This window comes from Streptomyces sp. NPDC104581 (assembly GCF_055583685.1).
This window is the reverse complement of the sequence record NZ_JBVJNN010000019.1, coordinates 101,934-119,650: the sequence shown is the minus strand read 5'-3', so window position 1 is coordinate 119,650 and position 17,717 is coordinate 101,934. Positions and strand designations below refer to the sequence as shown.

The 17,717-nt window shown below is 72.7% G+C and carries 14 protein-coding genes; 6 read left to right on the top strand and 8 right to left on the bottom strand.

Annotated features, from left to right (window positions below; translation table 11 throughout):
• Nucleotides 1-47 precede the first annotated feature (47 nt).
• The 7 genes from ACZ61E_RS17965 to ACZ61E_RS17935 all read right to left on the bottom strand — a co-directional run bounded on the left by ACZ61E_RS17965 (nt 48) and on the right by ACZ61E_RS17935 (nt 10,303).
• On the bottom strand, nt 48-959 hold the full coding sequence (locus ACZ61E_RS17965) for a hypothetical protein (RefSeq protein WP_469700578.1): 912 nt from the start codon (nt 957-959) through the stop codon (nt 48-50).
• 76 nt (nt 960-1,035) lie between these two features.
• On the bottom strand, nt 1,036-2,580 hold the full coding sequence (locus ACZ61E_RS17960; protein ID WP_469700577.1) for a hypothetical protein: 1,545 nt from the start codon (nt 2,578-2,580) through the stop codon (nt 1,036-1,038).
• 138 nt (nt 2,581-2,718) lie between these two features.
• Entirely contained in the window at nt 2,719-6,378 is a 3,660-nt protein-coding gene (locus tag ACZ61E_RS17955; protein ID WP_469700576.1) for a hydantoinase B/oxoprolinase family protein, read from the bottom strand.
• Complete coding sequence (locus tag ACZ61E_RS17950; RefSeq protein WP_469700575.1) at nt 6,375-6,686, bottom strand: hypothetical protein; 312 nt, start codon at nt 6,684-6,686, stop codon at nt 6,375-6,377. The genes ACZ61E_RS17955 and ACZ61E_RS17950 overlap by 4 nt, the downstream gene beginning before the upstream one ends.
• A gap of 88 nt (nt 6,687-6,774) precedes the next feature.
• Complete coding sequence (locus ACZ61E_RS17945; RefSeq protein WP_469700574.1) at nt 6,775-7,950, bottom strand: glycosyltransferase family 4 protein; 1,176 nt, start codon at nt 7,948-7,950, stop codon at nt 6,775-6,777.
• 279 nt (nt 7,951-8,229) lie between these two features.
• Complete coding sequence (locus ACZ61E_RS17940) at nt 8,230-9,648, bottom strand: HEAT repeat domain-containing protein (RefSeq protein ID WP_469700573.1); 1,419 nt, start codon at nt 9,646-9,648, stop codon at nt 8,230-8,232.
• Between the two features lie 205 nt (nt 9,649-9,853).
• Nucleotides 9,854-10,303, bottom strand: coding sequence for an ankyrin repeat domain-containing protein (locus ACZ61E_RS17935; protein WP_469700572.1), 450 nt, complete (start codon nt 10,301-10,303; stop codon nt 9,854-9,856).
• Between the two features lie 253 nt (nt 10,304-10,556).
• Here ACZ61E_RS17935 and ACZ61E_RS17930 point away from each other — a divergent pair, with 253 nt between their 5' ends.
• On the top strand, nt 10,557-10,751 hold the full coding sequence (locus ACZ61E_RS17930) for a hypothetical protein (protein WP_055611072.1): 195 nt from the start codon (nt 10,557-10,559) through the stop codon (nt 10,749-10,751).
• 47 nt (nt 10,752-10,798) lie between these two features.
• The gene (locus tag ACZ61E_RS17925) at nt 10,799-12,454 is read left to right on the top strand and encodes an ATP-binding cassette domain-containing protein (protein ID WP_469700571.1); all 1,656 of its coding nucleotides are present in this window, start codon (nt 10,799-10,801) and stop codon (nt 12,452-12,454) included.
• Between the two features lie 57 nt (nt 12,455-12,511).
• On the opposite strand, the gene ACZ61E_RS17920 is transcribed toward ACZ61E_RS17925, so the two are convergent.
• Nucleotides 12,512-14,041: an SCO1417 family PLP biosynthesis transcription factor gene (locus ACZ61E_RS17920; RefSeq protein ID WP_469700570.1), complete on the bottom strand. Its 1,530-nt coding sequence runs from the start codon at nt 14,039-14,041 to the stop codon at nt 12,512-12,514.
• Between the two features lie 104 nt (nt 14,042-14,145).
• Between ACZ61E_RS17920 and yczE the strand changes: the two genes are divergently transcribed.
• From yczE to ACZ61E_RS17900, 4 genes are all read left to right on the top strand, one after another.
• The gene (yczE, locus tag ACZ61E_RS17915; RefSeq protein ID WP_469700569.1) at nt 14,146-14,814 is read left to right on the top strand and encodes a membrane protein YczE; all 669 of its coding nucleotides are present in this window, start codon (nt 14,146-14,148) and stop codon (nt 14,812-14,814) included.
• Nucleotides 14,811-15,572: a glycerophosphodiester phosphodiesterase gene (locus ACZ61E_RS17910; protein WP_469700568.1), complete on the top strand. Its 762-nt coding sequence runs from the start codon at nt 14,811-14,813 to the stop codon at nt 15,570-15,572. Before yczE ends, ACZ61E_RS17910 begins: the two co-directional genes overlap by 4 nt.
• 44 nt (nt 15,573-15,616) lie before the next feature.
• Nucleotides 15,617-16,975: an MFS transporter gene (locus tag ACZ61E_RS17905; protein WP_469700567.1), complete on the top strand. Its 1,359-nt coding sequence runs from the start codon at nt 15,617-15,619 to the stop codon at nt 16,973-16,975.
• Between the two features lie 254 nt (nt 16,976-17,229).
• Nucleotides 17,230-17,604 (top strand): RNA polymerase-binding protein RbpA, encoded by a 375-nt coding sequence (locus tag ACZ61E_RS17900; RefSeq protein ID WP_003959706.1) that lies wholly within the window; start codon nt 17,230-17,232, stop codon nt 17,602-17,604.
• The last annotated feature ends 113 nt before the right edge of the window (nt 17,605-17,717 follow it).

The following is a 17,717-nucleotide window of genomic DNA, read 5'->3' as shown; positions in this document are numbered from 1 at the left end:
GGGGCCGGGTGGGCGCGGGGCCGCGCCACGTCCGGCCGCTGGGCCGTTCAGGAGTGGAACGGCAGCCCGGCGTCGGCGACCAGGTCGAGGCCGTCCGGGTCGGGTGGGGGCAGCAGGGTGGCCGATCCGTCGGTGACCGGTACGACGCCCAGGGCGAGCAGCTCGGCCATGGCGGCGCTGCCGGCCATGTCGCGGACCTGGAGTTGGTAGCGGGCCGTGGTGCGGTACGCGCCTCCGGAGTCGTCGCCGGTGCGGTGCAGGAACCCGGAGTCGGTGAGGAAGGCCATGGCCTTGCCGATGATGCCGGTGGTGGAGCCGGCGAGGCGGCGGGCGTCCTTGGTGGCGCCGGTCGCGCTGCGGCGCGCGTAGACGCGCCAGGCCGATTCGAGGCCGGGGGTGTCCGTCTCGGGGTCGGTGTTCTCGCCCTGTTCCTCGGCCCGTTCCTCCAGTCTGCGGCATGCCTGCCGTACGAAGGCGTCGACGCCGTTGACGGTGATCCGGCCGATGTAGCCGTCGTCGGCGAGGTCCTCGGGGCGGGGGAAGGCCATGGCGGCGACGGCGAGATGGGCGAGGCCGTGCAGGAACCGGTCGGCGGAGTCGGCCGAGGCACGGCGGGCGTAGTCGCCCATGCGGACGGCGAACACGGAGTCCTCGCCCGCCGTCACGGCCATCCCGGCGCGGGACGAGACTTCGAGGACGACGAGACCGAGGCCGGTGGCGACCGCGTCGGAGAGCCGGGCGAAGCCCGGCTCCTCGCGGTACCGGCGCAGCAGGTCGGCGTATTCGGCGTCGCGCGCGGGCAGCAGTCTGGGCTGGAGCCCGAAGGAGACGAGCCGGGCGGCGTCGGCCGCGTCGGCGGGGGTGACAGCGCCGCCCGGCGCGGGCGCGGACACCCGGACCGGCTCCGCGCCGCCCGGCTCGCCCCACGCGGCGGTGTGCTCTGCCTGGTGGTCGCTCACGGCACCTGCTCCTTGCTGGGGGTCGTTCTGTCGAGGGTGGCGCGGCTGCCGGGGATCCGGGCGACGGCGGTGGGCGTCATGCCGCCTCCGTACGGTCCGCGGTCATGCCCGCGGCGTCCAGCAGGGCTGTGCCCACTATGAGGTCGGCACCGCCGAACTCCGGGTCGTCGAGGGGGGTTCCGTCGTCGACGGCGAACAACAGGCGCTCCTCGCCCTGCCGGTAGGCCGTGCCGACCGGTGGACTGGCCGCGTGGACGGCGAGCAGCGCGACCAGATAAGGCAGGTCGGGATCGCGGCGGCGGGCTTCGGCGAGCAGGCCCGAGAGTCTGCGTGGCGCGTCGTGCTCCAGGTCGAGCAGCTCCATCGCGCTCGCGAGCTGCTCCTCGCTGAAACGGCTGTCGTCGGGCGTCGCGATCAGATCAGGTTCGGGCATCTCCGCACCGAGGTGTTCGCGCTCCACGGGAGGGGTGAGCAGCAGATCGACGAGGTCGCCCACCCGTACGGAGGCGGGGGTGCGCAGGCCGGTGCCGCGGGCGAAGAACGCGTCGGTGACCCGGCTCGCCCGGTCGACCGGCAGCGGGAGGAGCGGGGCGACGAGCTGGCCGTACAGATCGAGTCCCGTGCGGCTGGTGGGTCCGGCGAACGCCTGGCGGTCCTGCTCGGCGCGGAACAGCGGGCCGGCCTCCAGCAGCCGGGACTGGAGCTGGGTGTGTCTGCGGATGCAGTCCTTGACGATGTCGACCAGTTCGGCGGCGCGCCGCTTGTGCTCGGCCGTCTTCGGGTCGGCGCCGGTCTCCGCCTCGTCGCGTGACCTGCGGATGTTGTTCAGGATGGCGTTCTCGTGGCGGTAGCGGTCGGCGACATGGTCGAGCGCTTCGTCGATCATGTCGGGGACGGCGTTGAGCCAGTCGACCGCGCGGACGTTGCGCCGGGTCGCCTCCAGCGTCCTGCGCAGGGTCTCGGCGTACTGCACGGTGCGGTACCGGGCCTGTTCGGCGGCGAGTTGGGCGTCGGCGAGCCGCCCCCTGTTGATCAGCACCTCCAGTTTGACCTCGGCGGCGATCTGCGCGCTGGTGACGTCCGTGTCCAGCGCGCCCACCAGCACGTTGACCGCCTCGTCGGTGGTGCGCAGATAGACGCTGCCGCCGTGGCCGGGGACTTCCTCGATCAGTTTGAAGTCGTAGTCGCGGCGGGTGTAGACGCCGTCGGCGCCGAACGTGCCGTAGACGGCGCGGAATCCGCGGTCGACGCTGCCGACGTTGATCAGGTTCTCCAGGACCCAGCGGGCGACCCGCTCGTGCTCGGTGGCCGGGCGGTGCGGTGCCTGGGCGGCGACGCGAGGCAGGAGTCTGGCCACTATCTGCTCGTGGTCCGCGCCGGTGTCGAAGTCCATGTTGAGCGTCACGAGGTCGATCGCCGCGAGCGCGACCTCCGCCATCGCGTAGACGGAGTACTCACCTGCCAGATTGGCCTTGCGGGTGTCGAGGTCGTGCAGCGGCGCGGTGCAGGCGAGCGCGCGCAGCCGCCGCGCCAGCCCTTCGTCGGCGGCCGGGCCCTGGGCGGGCCGCGGCCCCGCGCTGAGCTGGGGCGGAACGGGGTCCGTCGAGACAGGCGAAGTCACCCGCACAGATTAGGTCCTCGGACTGACAACGGTCGAAACGACGCAGAAGCCCCAGCGGTGGCAGCGGGTCGGCGGGCGGGCGGCGGCGTGCCCGCCGGTCCGCCGCGCCGGGCGGGTTCGGGTCGCTCCGGGGCGGGTTCACCGTGGTGTTCCGTATCCCCCGCCGCCCGGGGTGCGCAGCACCAGCACGTCGTCCACGGCGACGTCGACCGAGTCGACGCCCTTCAGCTCCGTGCGTGTCCCGTCGGCCCGTTCCACCTCGTTGGCGCCGAGTTCACCGGTGCCGCCGCCCGCCATGCCGTACGGCGGGACGGTGCGGTGCCCGGTCAACAGCGTCACCGTCATGGGCTCCAGGAAGCGGATGCGCCGTACGACTCCGTTGCCGCCGGTCCAGCGGCCCCGGCCGCCGCTGCCGTTCCGGACGGCGAATCCGTCGACCCGCACCGGGTAGCGCCATTCGAGCACTTCGGGGTCGGTGAGGCGGGAGTTGGTCATATGGGTCTGGACCGCGTCGGCGCCGTCGAAGCCGTCCCCGGCACCCGATCCACTGGCGACCGTTTCGTAGTACTGGACCCGCTCGTTGCCGAAGGTGAGGTTGTTCATCGTGCCCGATCCCTCGGCCTGCACGCCGAGCGCCGCGTACAGCGCCCCCGTCACGGCCTGCGAGGTCTCCACGTTGCCCGCCACCGTCGCCGCCGGGTGGGCCGGTGACAGCATCGAGCCCTCGGGCACCCGCACGTCGAGCGGGGCCAGACAGCCGCTGTTGAGCGGGATGTCGTCGGCGACCAGTGTCCGGAAGACGTACAGGACGGCCGCCATCACCACGGATCTGGGCGCGTTGAAGTTGCCCTCCTGCTGCGGCGAGGTGCCGGTGAAGTCCACGACCGCGCCGCGCGCCTCGCGGTCGACCCGTACGGCGACCTCGATGACCGAGCCGTTGTCGGTCTCGTAGCGGTACGTCCCGTCGCTCAGCCCGGCGATGATGCGGCGTACGGACTCCTCCGCGTTGCGCCGTACGTGCCCCATGTAGGCGTCGACCACGTCGTGGCCGAACTGCTCGGTCATACGGCGCAGTTCGGCGATGCCCTTCTCGTTCGCGGCGATCTGGGCGCGCAGGTCGGCGAGGTTGGTGTCCGGGTCGCGGGAGGGGTGCGGCGCGTCGGCGAGCAGCCGGCGGGTCTCGGCCTCGCGGAGCCTGCCGTCACGGACGAGGAGCCAGTTGTCGAAGAGCACGCCCTCCTCGTGGATGGTGCGGCTGAAGGCGGGCATCGAACCGGGCGTGATACCGCCGATCTCGGCGTGGTGGCCGCGCGAGGCGACGAGGAAGCGCAGCCGTTCGCCCTGTTCGTCGAAGACGGGCGTCACCACCGTCACATCGGGCAGATGGGTGCCTCCGTGGTACGGGTCGTTGACGGCGTACACGTCACCGGGGCGGATCGAGCCCTCGTCGCGCCTCAGCACTTCCTTGATGGACTCGCCCATGGAGCCGAGGTGGACGGGGATGTGCGGCGCGTTGGCGATCAGATTGCCCTCGGCGTCGAACAGCGCGCAGGAGAAGTCGAGCCGTTCCTTGATGTTGACGGAGTGCGCGGTGTTCTCCAGCCGAACGCCCATCTGCTCGGCGATGGCCATGAAGAGGTTGTTGAACACTTCGAGGAGCACCGGGTCCGCCTCGGTGCCCGCCGCGACCCTGGTGGGGCGGGGACGTACCCGGGTCAGGAGCAGATGCCCGAGATCGCCCACCGCGGCCTGCCAGCCCGCGTCCACCACGGTCGTCGCGTCGTCCTCGGCGATCATCGCGGGGCCCGTGACGGTGTCGGCGGGCCGCAGGTCACCGCGGCGCACGAGCGGGCAGTCGTGCTCGGTGCCGTCGACGAACATCCGTACCCTCGCGGGCGGTACGGGCCCGCCGTCGGCCTCCGCCGGGGCCGGCCCGGCCGCGTACGCGCCGTGCGAGGCGGCCTTCCCGACGGCTTCGACCGACACGGCCTCCACCACCAGGGGCTTGTCCATGGTGAAGGCGTAGCGCGAGCGGTGTTCCTTCTCGAAGGCCGCCCTCATCTCGGTGGCTCCGTCGAGGGGCACCGCCAGGCTCGCGTCCGTACCGGCGTACCGGAGCAGCACGCGCGCGTGGGTGGTGATCGCGGCGTCCGGGACGGAGTCGGCGCGCAGTTCGGCGCGGGTGCGCTCGGCGAGGGCGGCGCACAGTTCGCGCACCCGGCCGAGCGTGCCGCCGCCGGCGCCGTCTTCGTGATCACCGCCGCCGCCCTCCCCGGCGCCGTCGGCGTCGCCGAGTTCGGCCTCCACCGACTGCTCCCGCATGGCGGTGGCGTCGGCGAGCCCGATGCCGTACGCGGAGAGGACCCCGGCGAGCGGGGGCACGATCACCGTGTCGACGCCGAGCGCGTCCGCGACGGCGCACGCGTGCTGGCCGCCCGCGCCGCCGAAGCTGGTGAGGGCGTAGCGGGTGATGTCGTGGCCGCGCTGGACGGAGATCTTCTTGACGGCGTTGGCCATGTTCAGCACCGCGATCTCCAGGAAGCCGGCGGCCACTTCGGCCGGCTCACGCCGGACGCCGGTGGCCTGCTCGACCTCGCGGGCGAGCGCGGTGAAGCGCTCCCGCACGGTGTCGGCGTCCAGCGGCTGGTCTCCGTCGGGTCCGAACACGACGGGGAAGTGGTCCGGCTGCACCCGGCCGAGCATCACGTTGGCGTCGGTGACGGTGAGCGGGCCGCCCCGGCGGTAGCAGGCGGGGCCGGGCACGGCGCCCGCGGAGTCGGGGCCGACGCGGTAGCGCTGGCCGTCGAAGTGGAGCACGGAGCCGCCGCCGGCGGCCACGGTGTGGATGTTCATCATGGGGGCCCGCATCCGGACCCCGGCGACCTGTGTACCCAGTTCGCGCTCGAACTCGCCCGCGTAGTGCGACACATCGGTCGAGGTTCCGCCCATGTCGAAGCCGACGACGCGGTCGTGGCCCGCCTGTCCCGAGGTACGGGCCATGCCGACGACACCGCCGGCGGGTCCGGACAGCACCGCGTCCTTCCCACGGAAGTGGGCGGCCTCGCGCAGCCCTCCGTTGGACTGCATGAACATCAGCCGGATGTCACGGAGTTCGGTGGCGATCTCGTCCACGTAGCGCCGCAGGATCGGGGAGAGATACGCGTCCACGACGGTCGTGTCGCCCCGTGGCACCAGTTTGATCAGCGGGCTGACCTCGTGGGAGGAGCTGACCTGGGTGAAGCCCGCCGCGCGGGCCGCCTCCGCGACGGCGATCTCGTGACCGGGGTGGCGGTAACCGTGCACGAGGACCACCGCGGCGCTGCGGAAGCCGTCGTCGTACGCCTCCCGCAGCCGCCCGGCGACGGCAGCCGTGTCGAGCGGGCGCACGGTGGCACCGTGCGCGTCGACGCGCTCGGGCACCTCGATGACGCGCTCGTAGACCGCGTCCGGGAGCACGATGTGACGGTCGAAGAGACGGGGCCGGTTCTGGTAGGCGATCCGCAGGGCGTCGCCGAAGCCCTCCGTCACAAGGAGGACGGTGGGCTCACCACGGCGCTCCAGCAGCGCGTTGGTGGCGACGGTGGTGCCCATCTTGACGACGTCGATCCGGTCGGCGGGCACCGGGTCGTCGGGGGCCACCCCGAGCAGCAGCCGGATCCCGGCCACCGCGGCGTCGGCGTACTGCTCCGGGTTGTGCGAGAGCAGCTTCCGTGTGACGAGCCGTCCGTCCGGCCGCCGCCCCACCACGTCGGTGAAGGTGCCGCCACGGTCGATCCAGAATTCCCAGCGCCCAGTCATTCCCCCATTCTCGCAAGCGGACGGGCCGGTGGCAGGGCCGTCAGCGCGCGGGAGAGCGCGTGCTCGGCGCGCAAATCGAGACGGGTGGCCGTGCCGCGCGCCCGGTGGCGCAACTCGCCGCCCGCCAACAACAGCAGGTCGGGCAGCAGATCGGTGCTTCTGCGCCCCATCCAGCCGGTGCCCGCCGTGGCCGGCCAGAGCAGCGCCTCGGTCCGGGTGGGCGGCGGCCGTTCGGGGTCGGGTGACGGCGGCGGGCCCAGCGTCAGACCGCGCGCGGTGAGCATCGTGTGGAACCTCGCGGCGATCATCCGGTGGCCCCGTTCGACGGGGTGCAGCCGGTCGGCGCTCCACAGGGAGCGGTCGGCGACCCACGCCGGGGCGCGGCGACCGCGCCGCTCACGCGACCACGGCCGTGCGTTCGCCGAGCACCTCGGCGTAGTGGTCGAGCAGTTGGTCGCCCACCGCGGCCCAGGTGCGGCCCTCGACCGTGGCGCGGGCCGTGCGTCCGTAGGAGGCGCGCAGTTCCGGGTCGGCCCGGAGGTCCCGTACGGCGTCGGCGACGGCCCGCGCGTCGTGGGGAGGCACGAGCAGTCCGGTGCGGCCGTGGTCGACGAGGTCGAGCGGTCCGCCCGCCGCCGGGGCGACCACGGGCGTGCCACTGGCCATGGCCTCCTGGACGGTCTGGCAGAACGTTTCGTACGGCCCGGTGTGCGCGAAGACGTCGAACGAGGCGAAGAGCCGGGCCAGTTCGTCCCCGGTCCGGCGGCCGAGGAACACGGCGCCGGGGAGCGCCGTGCGCAGGGACGGCCCGCTCGGGCCGTCGCCGACGACCACGACCCGTACGCCGGGCAGCGCGCAGACCCCGGAGAGGAGTTCGACGTGCTTCTCGGGCGCCAGGCGGCCGACGTATCCGACGATCAGCTGACCGTCGGGCGCCAGTGAGCGGCGCAGTGCCGCGTCGCGCAGTTCGGGCCGGAACCGGACGGTGTCCACGCCGCGCCGCCAGAGCCTGACGCGCGGGACGCGGTGTTCGGTGAGGTCCTTCACGGCGGCGCTGGACGGCGCGAGCGTGCGGTCCGCCGCGCTGTGCACGGCGCGCAGCCGCCGCCAGGCCGCCGCCTCGCCGGCGCCCATGTAGGTGCGGGCGTAGCCGGCGAGGTCGGTCTGGTAGACGGCGACAGCGGGGATGCCCAGCCGTGCGGCGGCCGCCATGCCGCGTACGCCGAGGACGAACGGCCCGGCGAGGTGCACGAGGTCGGCCCGGTGCGCGGCGAGGGCCGCGGCGACCCGGCGGCTGGGCAGCGCGACGCGTACCTGGGGATAGCCGGGGAGAGGCAGGGAGGGGACACGCACCACGGGGCACGGTGCGTCGGAGTCGTCCGTACGGAGGGCGGCGGAGGACGGGGAGGGGGAGGCGGTCCCGGCGCCCGCGAATGCCGCGGCCGACGAGGCCGGTGCGATGACGAGCGGGTCATGGCCGCGGGCGACGAGATGACGGGCGGTCTGGTGGGCGCAGTGCGCCACGCCGTTCACATCGGGCGGGAAGGATTCGGTGACGATGACGACACGCATAACGGTGTTGTCGCCGTACCGGAGGTGGTCCCGCCAACGTGGATCTTTCCGGGTGGGAAACGAACCGTGAGCATTGGTGTTTCCGGCGTCCGGGCGGAACTTCGGCGGCCGTGAAACCGTTCGCGCCCCTGATCGGAACCGGAGTGCGCCGGGCGGTTCATCTGCTGGAGTCCGTACGGCCATACCCGCCCGGTAGAAGCCTCCCGGCGCCGGGAGGCCGCCCCGCGCGGCCCCGCTTCTCCCCCGCCCGGTGCGTCCCGGGCGGGGGGGGAGGGTGGGTCAGACGGCGGGCGCGTCCGGACCGATCCGGCTCCGTACGGCGGTCTGCACCTCGGCCTCCTCGGCCGGATCCGCGGCGAGCCGGCGCAGCCGGTCGGCGACCCGTACGTCACCGGTCTCGGCGTGGAGCGCGGCGACCTCCCTGGTGGTCTCCTCGCAGTCCCAGAGGCACTCCACGGCGAATCCCGTGGGGTACGAGGGGTCGGTGGCCGCCAGCGCCCTGGCCGTACGGCCGCGCAGCTGTGAGGAGGCGGTCTCCCGGTACACATGGCGCAGCACGGGCGCGGCGCAGCCGATGCCGAGCCGCCCGGTGCCGTCGACGAGGGTCCACAGGCGGGGCGCGTCGGGTCCGTCGGACCGTACGGCCTCGCGCAGCGCGCCGAGCACCAGTGGGGAGTCCCCCGCGCCGCCCCGGGAGGCGAGGACACCCGCCGCGGAGGCGCCGAGGGCGTCGGGCCGGTGCACCCAGCCGCGCGCCCGGTCGACCGCCGCCTCACCGCACATCCGCTCGAAGGCGGCGACGGCGGCCTCGGCCAGGCTCTGCGAGGGGTCGGTCGCCGCGGCCTCGATCAGGTCGAGCACGGCGGGATCGCGGGCCTCGGCGAGATAGTGCAGGGCGGCCGAGCGCGCGCCGTCGGGGGCGCTTCGGCCGGCTTCGACGATCGCGGCCCGGTCGTCGGGTCCGGCGACGGCTGTCAGACATCGGGCGGCGGGCACGTGCAGGGTGGTGCCCCGGTCGAGGCCGTCCTGTGCCCACTCGAAGACGGCCTGGACGCTCCAGCCGGGGCGCGGACCGGTGGGCCGCATCTGCTGCTGCCATCGGTCGAAGGAGCTCTGCTCGCGGGCCGCCTTGACGCGTGCGGCGACCGCCTCGCGCGGGTCGTCGGCCCACAGGCGCCAGGGCCGGGGCTCGAAGGCGTCGCGGAGCGCGCTCGCCAGCTCCGCGTCGCCTTCGGCGGTCGTGGGGAATCTGGCGAGGACCTTCGGGGCGAGCGAGCGCAGACCCGAGTCGTCGTCGCGCAGTGCCAGTTCGTCGAGCGCCCAGGTCCAGTTGGATCCGGACGCGGCGTACCGGCGCAGGAGCGCCAGGGCGTCGCCCCGTCCGTAGGAGGCGAGGTGGCCGAGTACGGCGAGGGAGAGCCCGGTACGGGACTCCTCGGTGTCGAAGTGGTCCTCGGCACGGAAGAGGTGGTGTTCGAGCGCTTCGAGATCGCCGTGGAGGTCCAGATAGAGACGTGCGTAGTAGAGGGAGCGGTTCTCGGCCTGCCAGTCGTGGCGGGGGTCGTTCATGACGCAGTGGTTGAGGGCGGTGAGCGCCTCGGCGCGGGGTGCGGCCAGCGCGTGCAGGGTGCCGTCGCCGCGCCCCCTCTGCAGCAGGCCGAGCAGCGTGCCGCTCGGCGCTATGACTGGATCGAACATGGGGAGAGCCTCACATCAAGCTGTCGACGCGACCGGTGTGTGGGGATGCCTAGGCTGCCTAGGCCGCGCGGCAACATCGCTCGACCGTCGTCTCCTGCTTGGTGTAGACCATCTTCCTCTGCCTCTCGTCGGTGGCCCCATCCGGGCCCGACGTCATGATGACCCACCCATTTCGCCACCGCGACCACATTTACGACGCCTCCTTTCACCGCGCTGCGAACAGTTCCAGCAGGTCCGTCTTCCCGAACATGCGCGCGGTATCCACGGCGGAGGGTGTTCCGGCCGCCGGGTCGGCCCCGCCGGTGAGCAGCGCGCGGATCACGGCGTCCTCGCCCTTGAAGACCGCGCCGGCCAGCGGGGTCTGCCCGCGGTCGTTGGGGCGGTCGGCCTCGGCGCCACGTGAGAGCAGTGCCGTGACGGCGGGTGCGTGGCCGTGATAGGCGGCGAGCATGACCAGTGAGTCGCCCCGGTCGTTGGTGAGGTTCACCGGGACGCCCGCGTCGACGTAGGCGGCGAGCGTCTCGGCGTCTCCGCGGCGCGCGAGGTCGAAGACCTTCGTGGCGAGTGCGACGACGTCGCTGTCGGGAGCGTCGCCGGGAGTCCCGCCCGGCGGGGTCGCTCCGGGCGGGGCCGCGTCGTCCGGGCTCCGGCTCATCGGTGGACCGCCTCTCGCGTCGCCGGCCTGGGGCGTACGGCCGGGGGGCCGTACGGGTGGTTCGACAGATTACTGCCCCGTAGACCGCTCCGGGGGTACCGAGGCCGCATCAAGCGGTACGCGAGCTTCCGCCGTCCGCCGGTCCAGTGAAATTCGCCGAATTTCACTCACTTGCACCTTTTATCACATAGATACTTACTGTGAGCATGGAAGAACTCATGGTGACTGTCCCCCTCAACCAGGAGAACCCCTCATGATCCTGTCCATCTCAGGCGTCGTGCTGCTCGGAATCATCGTCTTCCTCTTCTTCAGGAAGGACGGACTCAAGGCGTCCCACGCCCTCGTCTGCGCACTCTTCGGCTTCTACCTCGCGGGCACAGCCATCGCCCCGAGCATCACGGCCGGAGGCGCCAGCCTCGCCGGCCTGCTGGGCGGGATCAAGTTCTGACCCCCCCTCCGTCCCTCTCGCACCTTCCGCACCTTCAGGAGACAGACGTGGCCCGGCGACCACTCCCCCGCATTCTGAGCAGCGGCAACGCTCACATCGCTCGCAGCCGAGAGATGGCCCGCTCGGCCGCCGACAGCGCCACCGACGTCCTCCATCCGCTGATCACGATCACGCGTGGTCTGCGACTGCTGGCCGGCTCGGGACGGCGCAAGTGGGCCGCCACGCCCAAGGAGCGGCGTGGTCCCGCGCTGTTCCTGGTGGCGGCCTGCGTGCTGATGGTCGCGCTCCTCCCTTACGGACCGCTCCTCGCCCTCATCTCGGTGATGGCGGTGGCCGGCTGGAAGGGGCGTGACCGTACGCCGGCCCGCGGCGGACCCACCGACGCGGAGCTCCAGCGCCTGCGCTCTCTTTACGAGGCGCTGGTGCCGTACTTCTCCGTGCCGGAGGACCCGAGCCCGCTCTTCGCGCACGGCGGAGAGTGGGACAAGGTCTTCGACGAGTACGAGTTCGACGCCGACGGGCGTCTCACCCGGCTGCGGGTGTCGTACCCGGCCTACTTCACCGACGGCGAGGACTCCTCCCGCTTCCGGATCGAGCACCTGCTGCACGCGAAGTCCGGGCGGGGCCGGGAGTACCTCTTCGACTGGGACGAGGAGGGCAACGAGCTGATCATGAGCGTGCTGCCGCCCCTTCCCACCGGGATCGCCGCCCAGCGGTTCGTGACGGCTCCGGGCGAGACCGTGCTCGGCTTCACCGACCCGGCCGCCGTCCGGCGCACCGTGCCGGTCCTGGAGGGCGGCGAGACCCGTGACGCCCCTCCCGTGGTCTGGCGTACGGGCGCCCGCTCGACCGAGCCCCATCTGCTCGTCATGGGGCGCCCCGGAAGCGGCACCACCAGCCTGCTGCGCTCGATCGCCCTCCAGGCGCTCGCGCACGGCGACGTCGTGATCGTGGACGGCAACGGGACCGGCGAGTACGCCAGCCTCAGTGGCCGTACGGGCGTCCTCGCCGTGGAGTGCGGGCTCTCGGGCGCGCTGTCCGGTCTCGAATGGGCCGCCAACGAGACGGAACGGCGGCTGATCGCCGCCAACCGCGCCCGGCAGTCGGGGCACGCCGTGCCCGAGGACACCAAGCGCCCGCTGTGGCTGCTGCTGGACCGGCCGGGCGCCTTCACCCATCCGGCGGCCGCCGACGGGCGGCCCGATCCGCAGGAGCTGCTCCAGGTGCCGCTGCGGCACGGCAGGGCCGCGAACGTGACGGTGGTCGTGGCGGAACAGCTCGACACCCTGGACGCGGTCAGCCGGACCGTACGGACGCACACCCGCGCCCGGGTCGTGCTCGGCGCCGCCACCCGTGACGAGCTGGCGTCGGTCCTCGGAGCGCCGCCGCACACCACGCCCACGCCGGAGACCCCCGCCGGCCGGGGCTACGCGCGACTCGGTTCCGGTCCGGTGCTCAGGCTCCAGGTCCCGGCGACACCCGATCCGTACGACGACGCCACCAGCGAGGCGCACCGGCGGGCGGTGCTGGATCTGCTGCCGGACCGGCACACCCCGCCCGGCGCGACGACGGAACCCACCGACACCGCCCCCAGGGCGGCCGACCCCCGACCGGCGCCCGACCCGCCCGCACGCACGCGGGTGGGGCCGCGCCCCCGGCAGAGCCAGGCGCCGGTGCCCACCGCGGTCCCGGCCGAGGGCTGACCCCAGGGGCACCGCGAGCCGTACGCGCACGAAGGGCGCCCACGAAGGGCGCCGAGGTCAGGCGACGAACGTCCGGGGTGTGTCCGCGCCGGCGCGCGCGCCGCTCTCCACGAGGCGGGCGGCCGCCGCCAGCCGGACCGCCGCCTCGTCGGCGACGGGGCCGCCGACGGTGAACGGCAGCCGCACATAGCCCTCGAAGGCACCGTCGACCCCGAAGCGCGGCCCGCCCGGCACCCGTACGCCGACCCGTTCGCCCACCTCCGCGATGCGCGAGCCGGACAGTCCGCCGGTGCGCACCCACAGCGTCAGCCCGCCGCGCGGCACGTCGAACTCCCAGCTCGGCAGCTCCCTGCGGACGGCCGCCACCAGCGCGTCCCGGTTCTCCGCCGCCTGGGCGCGCCGGATACCGACCGCCTGCTCCCAGCCGCCGGTGCCCATCAGCCAGTTGATCGCCAGCTGTTCGAGCACGGGGGTGCCGAGGTCCGCGTAGGCGCGGGCGGCGACCAGGGAGCGGATGACCTCGGGCGCGGCCCGTACCCAGCCGATGCGCATGCCCGCCCAGAACGCCTTGCTGGCGGACCCGACGGTGAGGACCGCGCTGCCCGCGGGGTCGAAGGCGCAGACGGGCGGCGGGAGTTCGGCGCCAGGCCCGTCCCCGGCCCCGTCCTCGTCCAGCCCGTCCAGATACAGCTCGGACATCGTCTCGTCGACGACCAGCACGGTGCCCGCCGAACGCGCCGCCTCGACCAGCTGTCTGCGCTGGTCCTCACCGGCCAGGGCGCCCGTCGGGTTGTGGAAGTCGGCGACGACGTAGGCGAGCCGGGGCGCGGCGTCCCTCAGTACCTGCCGCCAGCGGGGCAGGTCCCAGCCGGCCAGCCCCTCGGCCATGGCGACGGGGACGAGCCGGGCGCCCGCCTCGCGCATCAGCTGGAGGATGTTCGCGTAGCTCGGCGACTCGACGGCGACGCGCTCGCCGCGCCCGGCGAAGAGATGGCAGATGGCGTCGATCGCGCCCATCGCGCCGGTGGTGACCATGATCTGCTCGGGCATGGTCGGGATGCCGCGCGCCGTGTAGCGGTCGGCGAGGGTCTGGCGCAGCGCGGGGAGCCCCGCCGGGTAGTCGCCGTGGGTGTGCGCGTACGGCGGCAGTTCGTCCAGGGCGCCCCGGACGGCGGTGGTGAGCCAGGGCTCGGGCGCGGGCAGGGCCGCGCAGCCGAGGTCGATCATCGAGCCGAGGGCGTCCGGCGGCAGCGGTTCGAGACCGCGGGCGGGCAGCGGGTTCCCGGCGGGTACGGCGGTCCAGCTGCCGGCGCCTCTGCGTGATTCGAGGAACCCCTCGGCGCGCAGGGCCTCGTACGCGGCGGCGACCGTCGTGCGGCTGACGGAGAGAGCGAGGGCCAGTTCGCGTTCGGCGGGGAGCCGGGCGGCGACCGGTACGCGGCCTTCGAGGACGAGCAGCCGGACGCCGTCGGCGAGGGCGCGATAGGCGGGGGGTTTGCGGGTGCCGGGGCCGGCGGGTCGCGGCCGCTGGGCATGGAGTTGGCGTGCGAGCTGAGCCGAGCCGACCGCCGAAGTCCACTGAGTCATCGAAATCAGTCCACCTTCCCCGAATTGGCCATGGTTGGCCTTCGGCTCCCCGCCACAGGGTGACACGTACCAGTCCACTCGTTCCACTCCAGGAGGACAGCGCCTTGTCCGTCACGCCCGCTCTCCGTGGGAAGCGGCTCCCCCGCCGGCTCGTCCAGCTCTACGCCGGTCTGACGCTGTACGGCGTGAGTTCGGCCCTGCTGGTCAGGGGTGGTCTGGGGCTGGAACCGTGGGGTGTGCTGCACCAGGGCCTGTCCGAACTCACCGGTCTGACCATGGGGGTCGTCTCGATCCTCGTCGGCGCGGTCGTGCTGCTGCTGTGGGTCCCTATCCGGCAGCGTCCCGGGCTCGGCACGGTCTCCAACGTCCTCGTGGTCGGCATCGCGATGGACGGCGCCCTGGCCGTCGTCCCGGACGGCCGCGTCCTCGCCGTACGGATCCCGCTGCTCATCGGCGGCATCGTCCTGAACGGCGCGGCCACCGGTCTCTACCTCGCCGCCCGGTTCGGCCCCGGCCCCCGCGACGGACTGATGACGGGGCTGCACCGGCTCACCGGCCGGTCGGTACGGCTGGTGCGCACGGCGATCGAGGTGGCCGTCGTCGCCACCGGCTTCGTCCTCGGCGGCTCCGTCGGGATCGGCACGATCGCCTACGCGCTGGCGATCGGACCGCTCGCCCAGCTGTTCCTGCGGGTCTTCAGCGTCCCTGCGACGGACGGTGGCGGCACGGTCGTCGCCGGAGGTTCTCCGGAGCGGGTCATACTTCGGCCGTGACTCCCGTACGCCACCCCTATCTGGACCATCCGTCGCCGATCCCGTTCGCCCACCGCGGCGGCGCGGCCGACGGGATCGAGAACACGGCGGCAGCCTTCCGGCGCGCCGCCGGTCTCGGTTACCGCTATTTCGAGACCGATGTGCACACCACGGCCGACGGCCGGCTCGTCGCGTTCCACGACGAGACCCTGGACCGGGTGACCGACATGCGCGGCCGGATCTCCGAGCTGACGTGGAGCGAGATCAGCCGGGCCAGGGTCGGCGGCGAGCCGCTCGCGCTCTTCGAGGACCTTCTCGACGAGTTCCCGGACGCCCGCTGGAACATCGACATGAAGGCGGAGCCGGCCCTGGTCCCGCTGATCGAGCTGATCCGGCGGACGGACAGCTGGGACCGGATGTGTCTGGGCTCGTTCTCGGAGGGGCGGGTCGCGCGGGCGCGGCGGCTGGCGGGGCCCCGGCTCGCCACGTCCTACGGCGTGCGCGGGGTCCTCGGCCTGCGGCTGCGCGCGTACGGGGCGCCCGTGCCGGTCCGCGGGGGCGCCGTCTGCGCGCAGGTCCCGCAGGACCGGGGCGGGGTGCGGGTGGTCGACGAGCGCTTCGTGAGGACGGCGCACGCCCGTGGTCTCCAGGTGCACGTGTGGACCGTCAACGAGGCCGATCGGATGCGGGCCCTCCTGGACCTTGGTGTGGATGGCATCATGACCGATCATCTGGAGACGCTGCGCGCGGTGTTGACCGAGCGCGGCGTCTGGCACTGACCGGTACGGATGTCCCCTCCGGGGGCGAATTGAGGGGGCGCGGGGTGACCGCCGACACCGCGGGCCTGACCGACGACGAGACGGGCCGCATACGTGAGCAGCGCGGCTGGTACTTCTACGATTTCGCGTGTTCCGTCTACTCGACGAGCGTCGTCACCGTCTTCCTCGGCCCGTATCTGACGTCCGTGGCGAAGGCCGCGGCCGACGCGGACGGTTTCGTCCATCCGCTGGGCATCCCGGTGCGGGCCGGTTCGGTCTTCGCGTACGCGGTGTCCGTGTCGATCGTGCTGGCCGTGCTGCTGATGCCGCTGGCCGGCGCGGTGGCGGACCGGACGGGGCGCAAGAAGCCGATGCTCGCCGTCTCGGCGTACGTCGGGGCCGGGGCGACGGCGGGCATGTTCTTCCTGGAGGGCGACCGCTACGCGCTGGGTGTCGTCCTGCTGATCGTGGCGAACGCCTCGCTGGCGGTGTCCATGGCGCTCTACAACGCCTACCTGCCCCAGATAGCCACGCCCGACGAGCGCGACGCCGTGTCCTCGCGGGGCTGGGCGTTCGGCTACACCTCGGGGGCCTTCGTCCTCGTACTGAACCTGATCCTCTACACCGGCCACGAGTCGTTCGGCGTCTCCGAGTCGGCGGCCGTACGGATCTGTCTGGCGTCCGCCGGTGTCTGGTGGGGCGCGTTCACGCTGGTACCGCTGAGCCGGCTGCGCGACCGGCGGGTGGTGAGGGACGGCGGCAAGGCGGGCGAGGGGGCGGTCGGTACGGGCTGGCGCCAGCTGATGGCCACCCTGCGCGACATGCGCCGCCATCCCCTGACGCTCTCCTTCCTGCTCGCGTATCTGATCTACAACGACGGCGTGCAGACGGTGATCTCCCAGGCGTCGATCTACGGCTCCGAGGAGCTGGGTCTCGACCAGACGACCCTGATCACGGCCGTGCTGCTGGTGCAGATCCTGGCGGTGGCGGGCGCGCTCGGCATGGGACGGCTGGCGCGGACCCATGGGGCCAAAAGGACGATTCTCGCCTCGCTGGCCGTGTGGACGGCGATCCTGGCGGCCGGGTACTTCCTGCCCGCCGGGAAGCCGGTCTGGTTCTTCGCCCTCGCCGCGGCGATCGGCATGGTCCTCGGCGGCAGCCAGGCGCTGTCGCGTTCGCTGTTCTCGCATCTCGTGCCGCGCGGCAAGGAGGCCGAGTACTTCGCCGCGTACGAGATGAGCGACCGGGGGCTGAGCTGGCTGGGGCCCCTGGTGTTCGGCCTCGCCTATCAGGTCACCGGCAGCTACCGGGACGCGATTCTCTCCCTGGTGGTCTTCTTCGTGATCGGTTTCGCGCTGCTGGCGCGGGTACCCGTACGCCGTGCCGTGGCGGAGGCGGGAAACCCCGTGCCGGAGCGGATTTAGACGTTGAAGTGAAAGCGCGGTAGTGTACGCCGTTGGCCTGCCAGCCGGACCGTTACCGCATGTCACAGAAGCGAAAACACGGGATGACATCCAGCGCTAGATGTGACAAACCGGGCACTGGTGGGTAAACAAGGGGCGGCACGACGGGCGACGCATGACCCGCAACGGGAATCTTTACCGCCGACCGGACGTTGACCGGATGACGACGACAGCGACACCTGTCCTGTGGGCGACAAGCCCGGGAGGCACGATTCATGAGTGAGCGAGCTCTCCGCGGCACGCGACTTGTGGTTACCAGCTACGAGACGGACCGCGGCATCGATCTGGCCCCGCGCCAGGCGGTGGAGTACGCATGCCAGAACGGCCATCGATTTGAGATGCCGTTCTCGGTAGAGGCGGAAATTCCGCCGGAGTGGGAGTGCAAGGCGTGTGGCGCCCAGGCACTCCTGGTGGACGGGGATGGTCCCGAGGAGAAGAAGGGCAAGCCTGCGCGTACGCACTGGGACATGCTCATGGAGCGACGCACACGCGAGGAGTTGGAGGAGGTGCTGGCCGAACGGCTGGCCGTCCTGCGCTCCGGCGCCATGAACATCGCGGTGCACCCGCGGGACAGCCGAAAGTCGGCCTGACCCTCTCGGTACCGCCACAACAGCACATGCGAGAAGCCGTGGGCCGCGACACATTCCGTGTCGCGGCCCACGGCTTCTCGCCGTGTCCGCCCCCGGCGGGTGGCTCGGGGGGC

Bases quoted from the DNA above. Each gene is read 5' to 3' on its own strand.
- ACZ61E_RS17955 (WP_469700576.1), bottom strand. From the start codon at position 6,378: ATGACTGGGCGCTGGGAATTCTGGATCGACCGTGGCGGCACCTTCACC.
- ACZ61E_RS17950 (WP_469700575.1), bottom strand. From the start codon at position 6,686: ATGATCGCCGCGAGGTTCCACACGATGCTCACCGCGCGCGGTCTGACG.
- ACZ61E_RS17945 (WP_469700574.1), bottom strand. From the start codon at position 7,950: ATGCGTGTCGTCATCGTCACCGAATCCTTCCCGCCCGATGTGAACGGC.
- ACZ61E_RS17940 (WP_469700573.1), bottom strand. From the start codon at position 9,648: ATGTTCGATCCAGTCATAGCGCCGAGCGGCACGCTGCTCGGCCTGCTG.
- ACZ61E_RS17935 (WP_469700572.1), bottom strand. From the start codon at position 10,303: ATGAGCCGGAGCCCGGACGACGCGGCCCCGCCCGGAGCGACCCCGCCG.
- ACZ61E_RS17930 (WP_055611072.1), top strand. From the start codon at position 10,557: ATGATCCTGTCCATCTCAGGCGTCGTGCTGCTCGGAATCATCGTCTTC.
- ACZ61E_RS17920 (WP_469700570.1), bottom strand. From the start codon at position 14,041: ATGACTCAGTGGACTTCGGCGGTCGGCTCGGCTCAGCTCGCACGCCAA.
- ACZ61E_RS17900 (WP_003959706.1), top strand. From the start codon at position 17,230: ATGAGTGAGCGAGCTCTCCGCGGCACGCGACTTGTGGTTACCAGCTAC.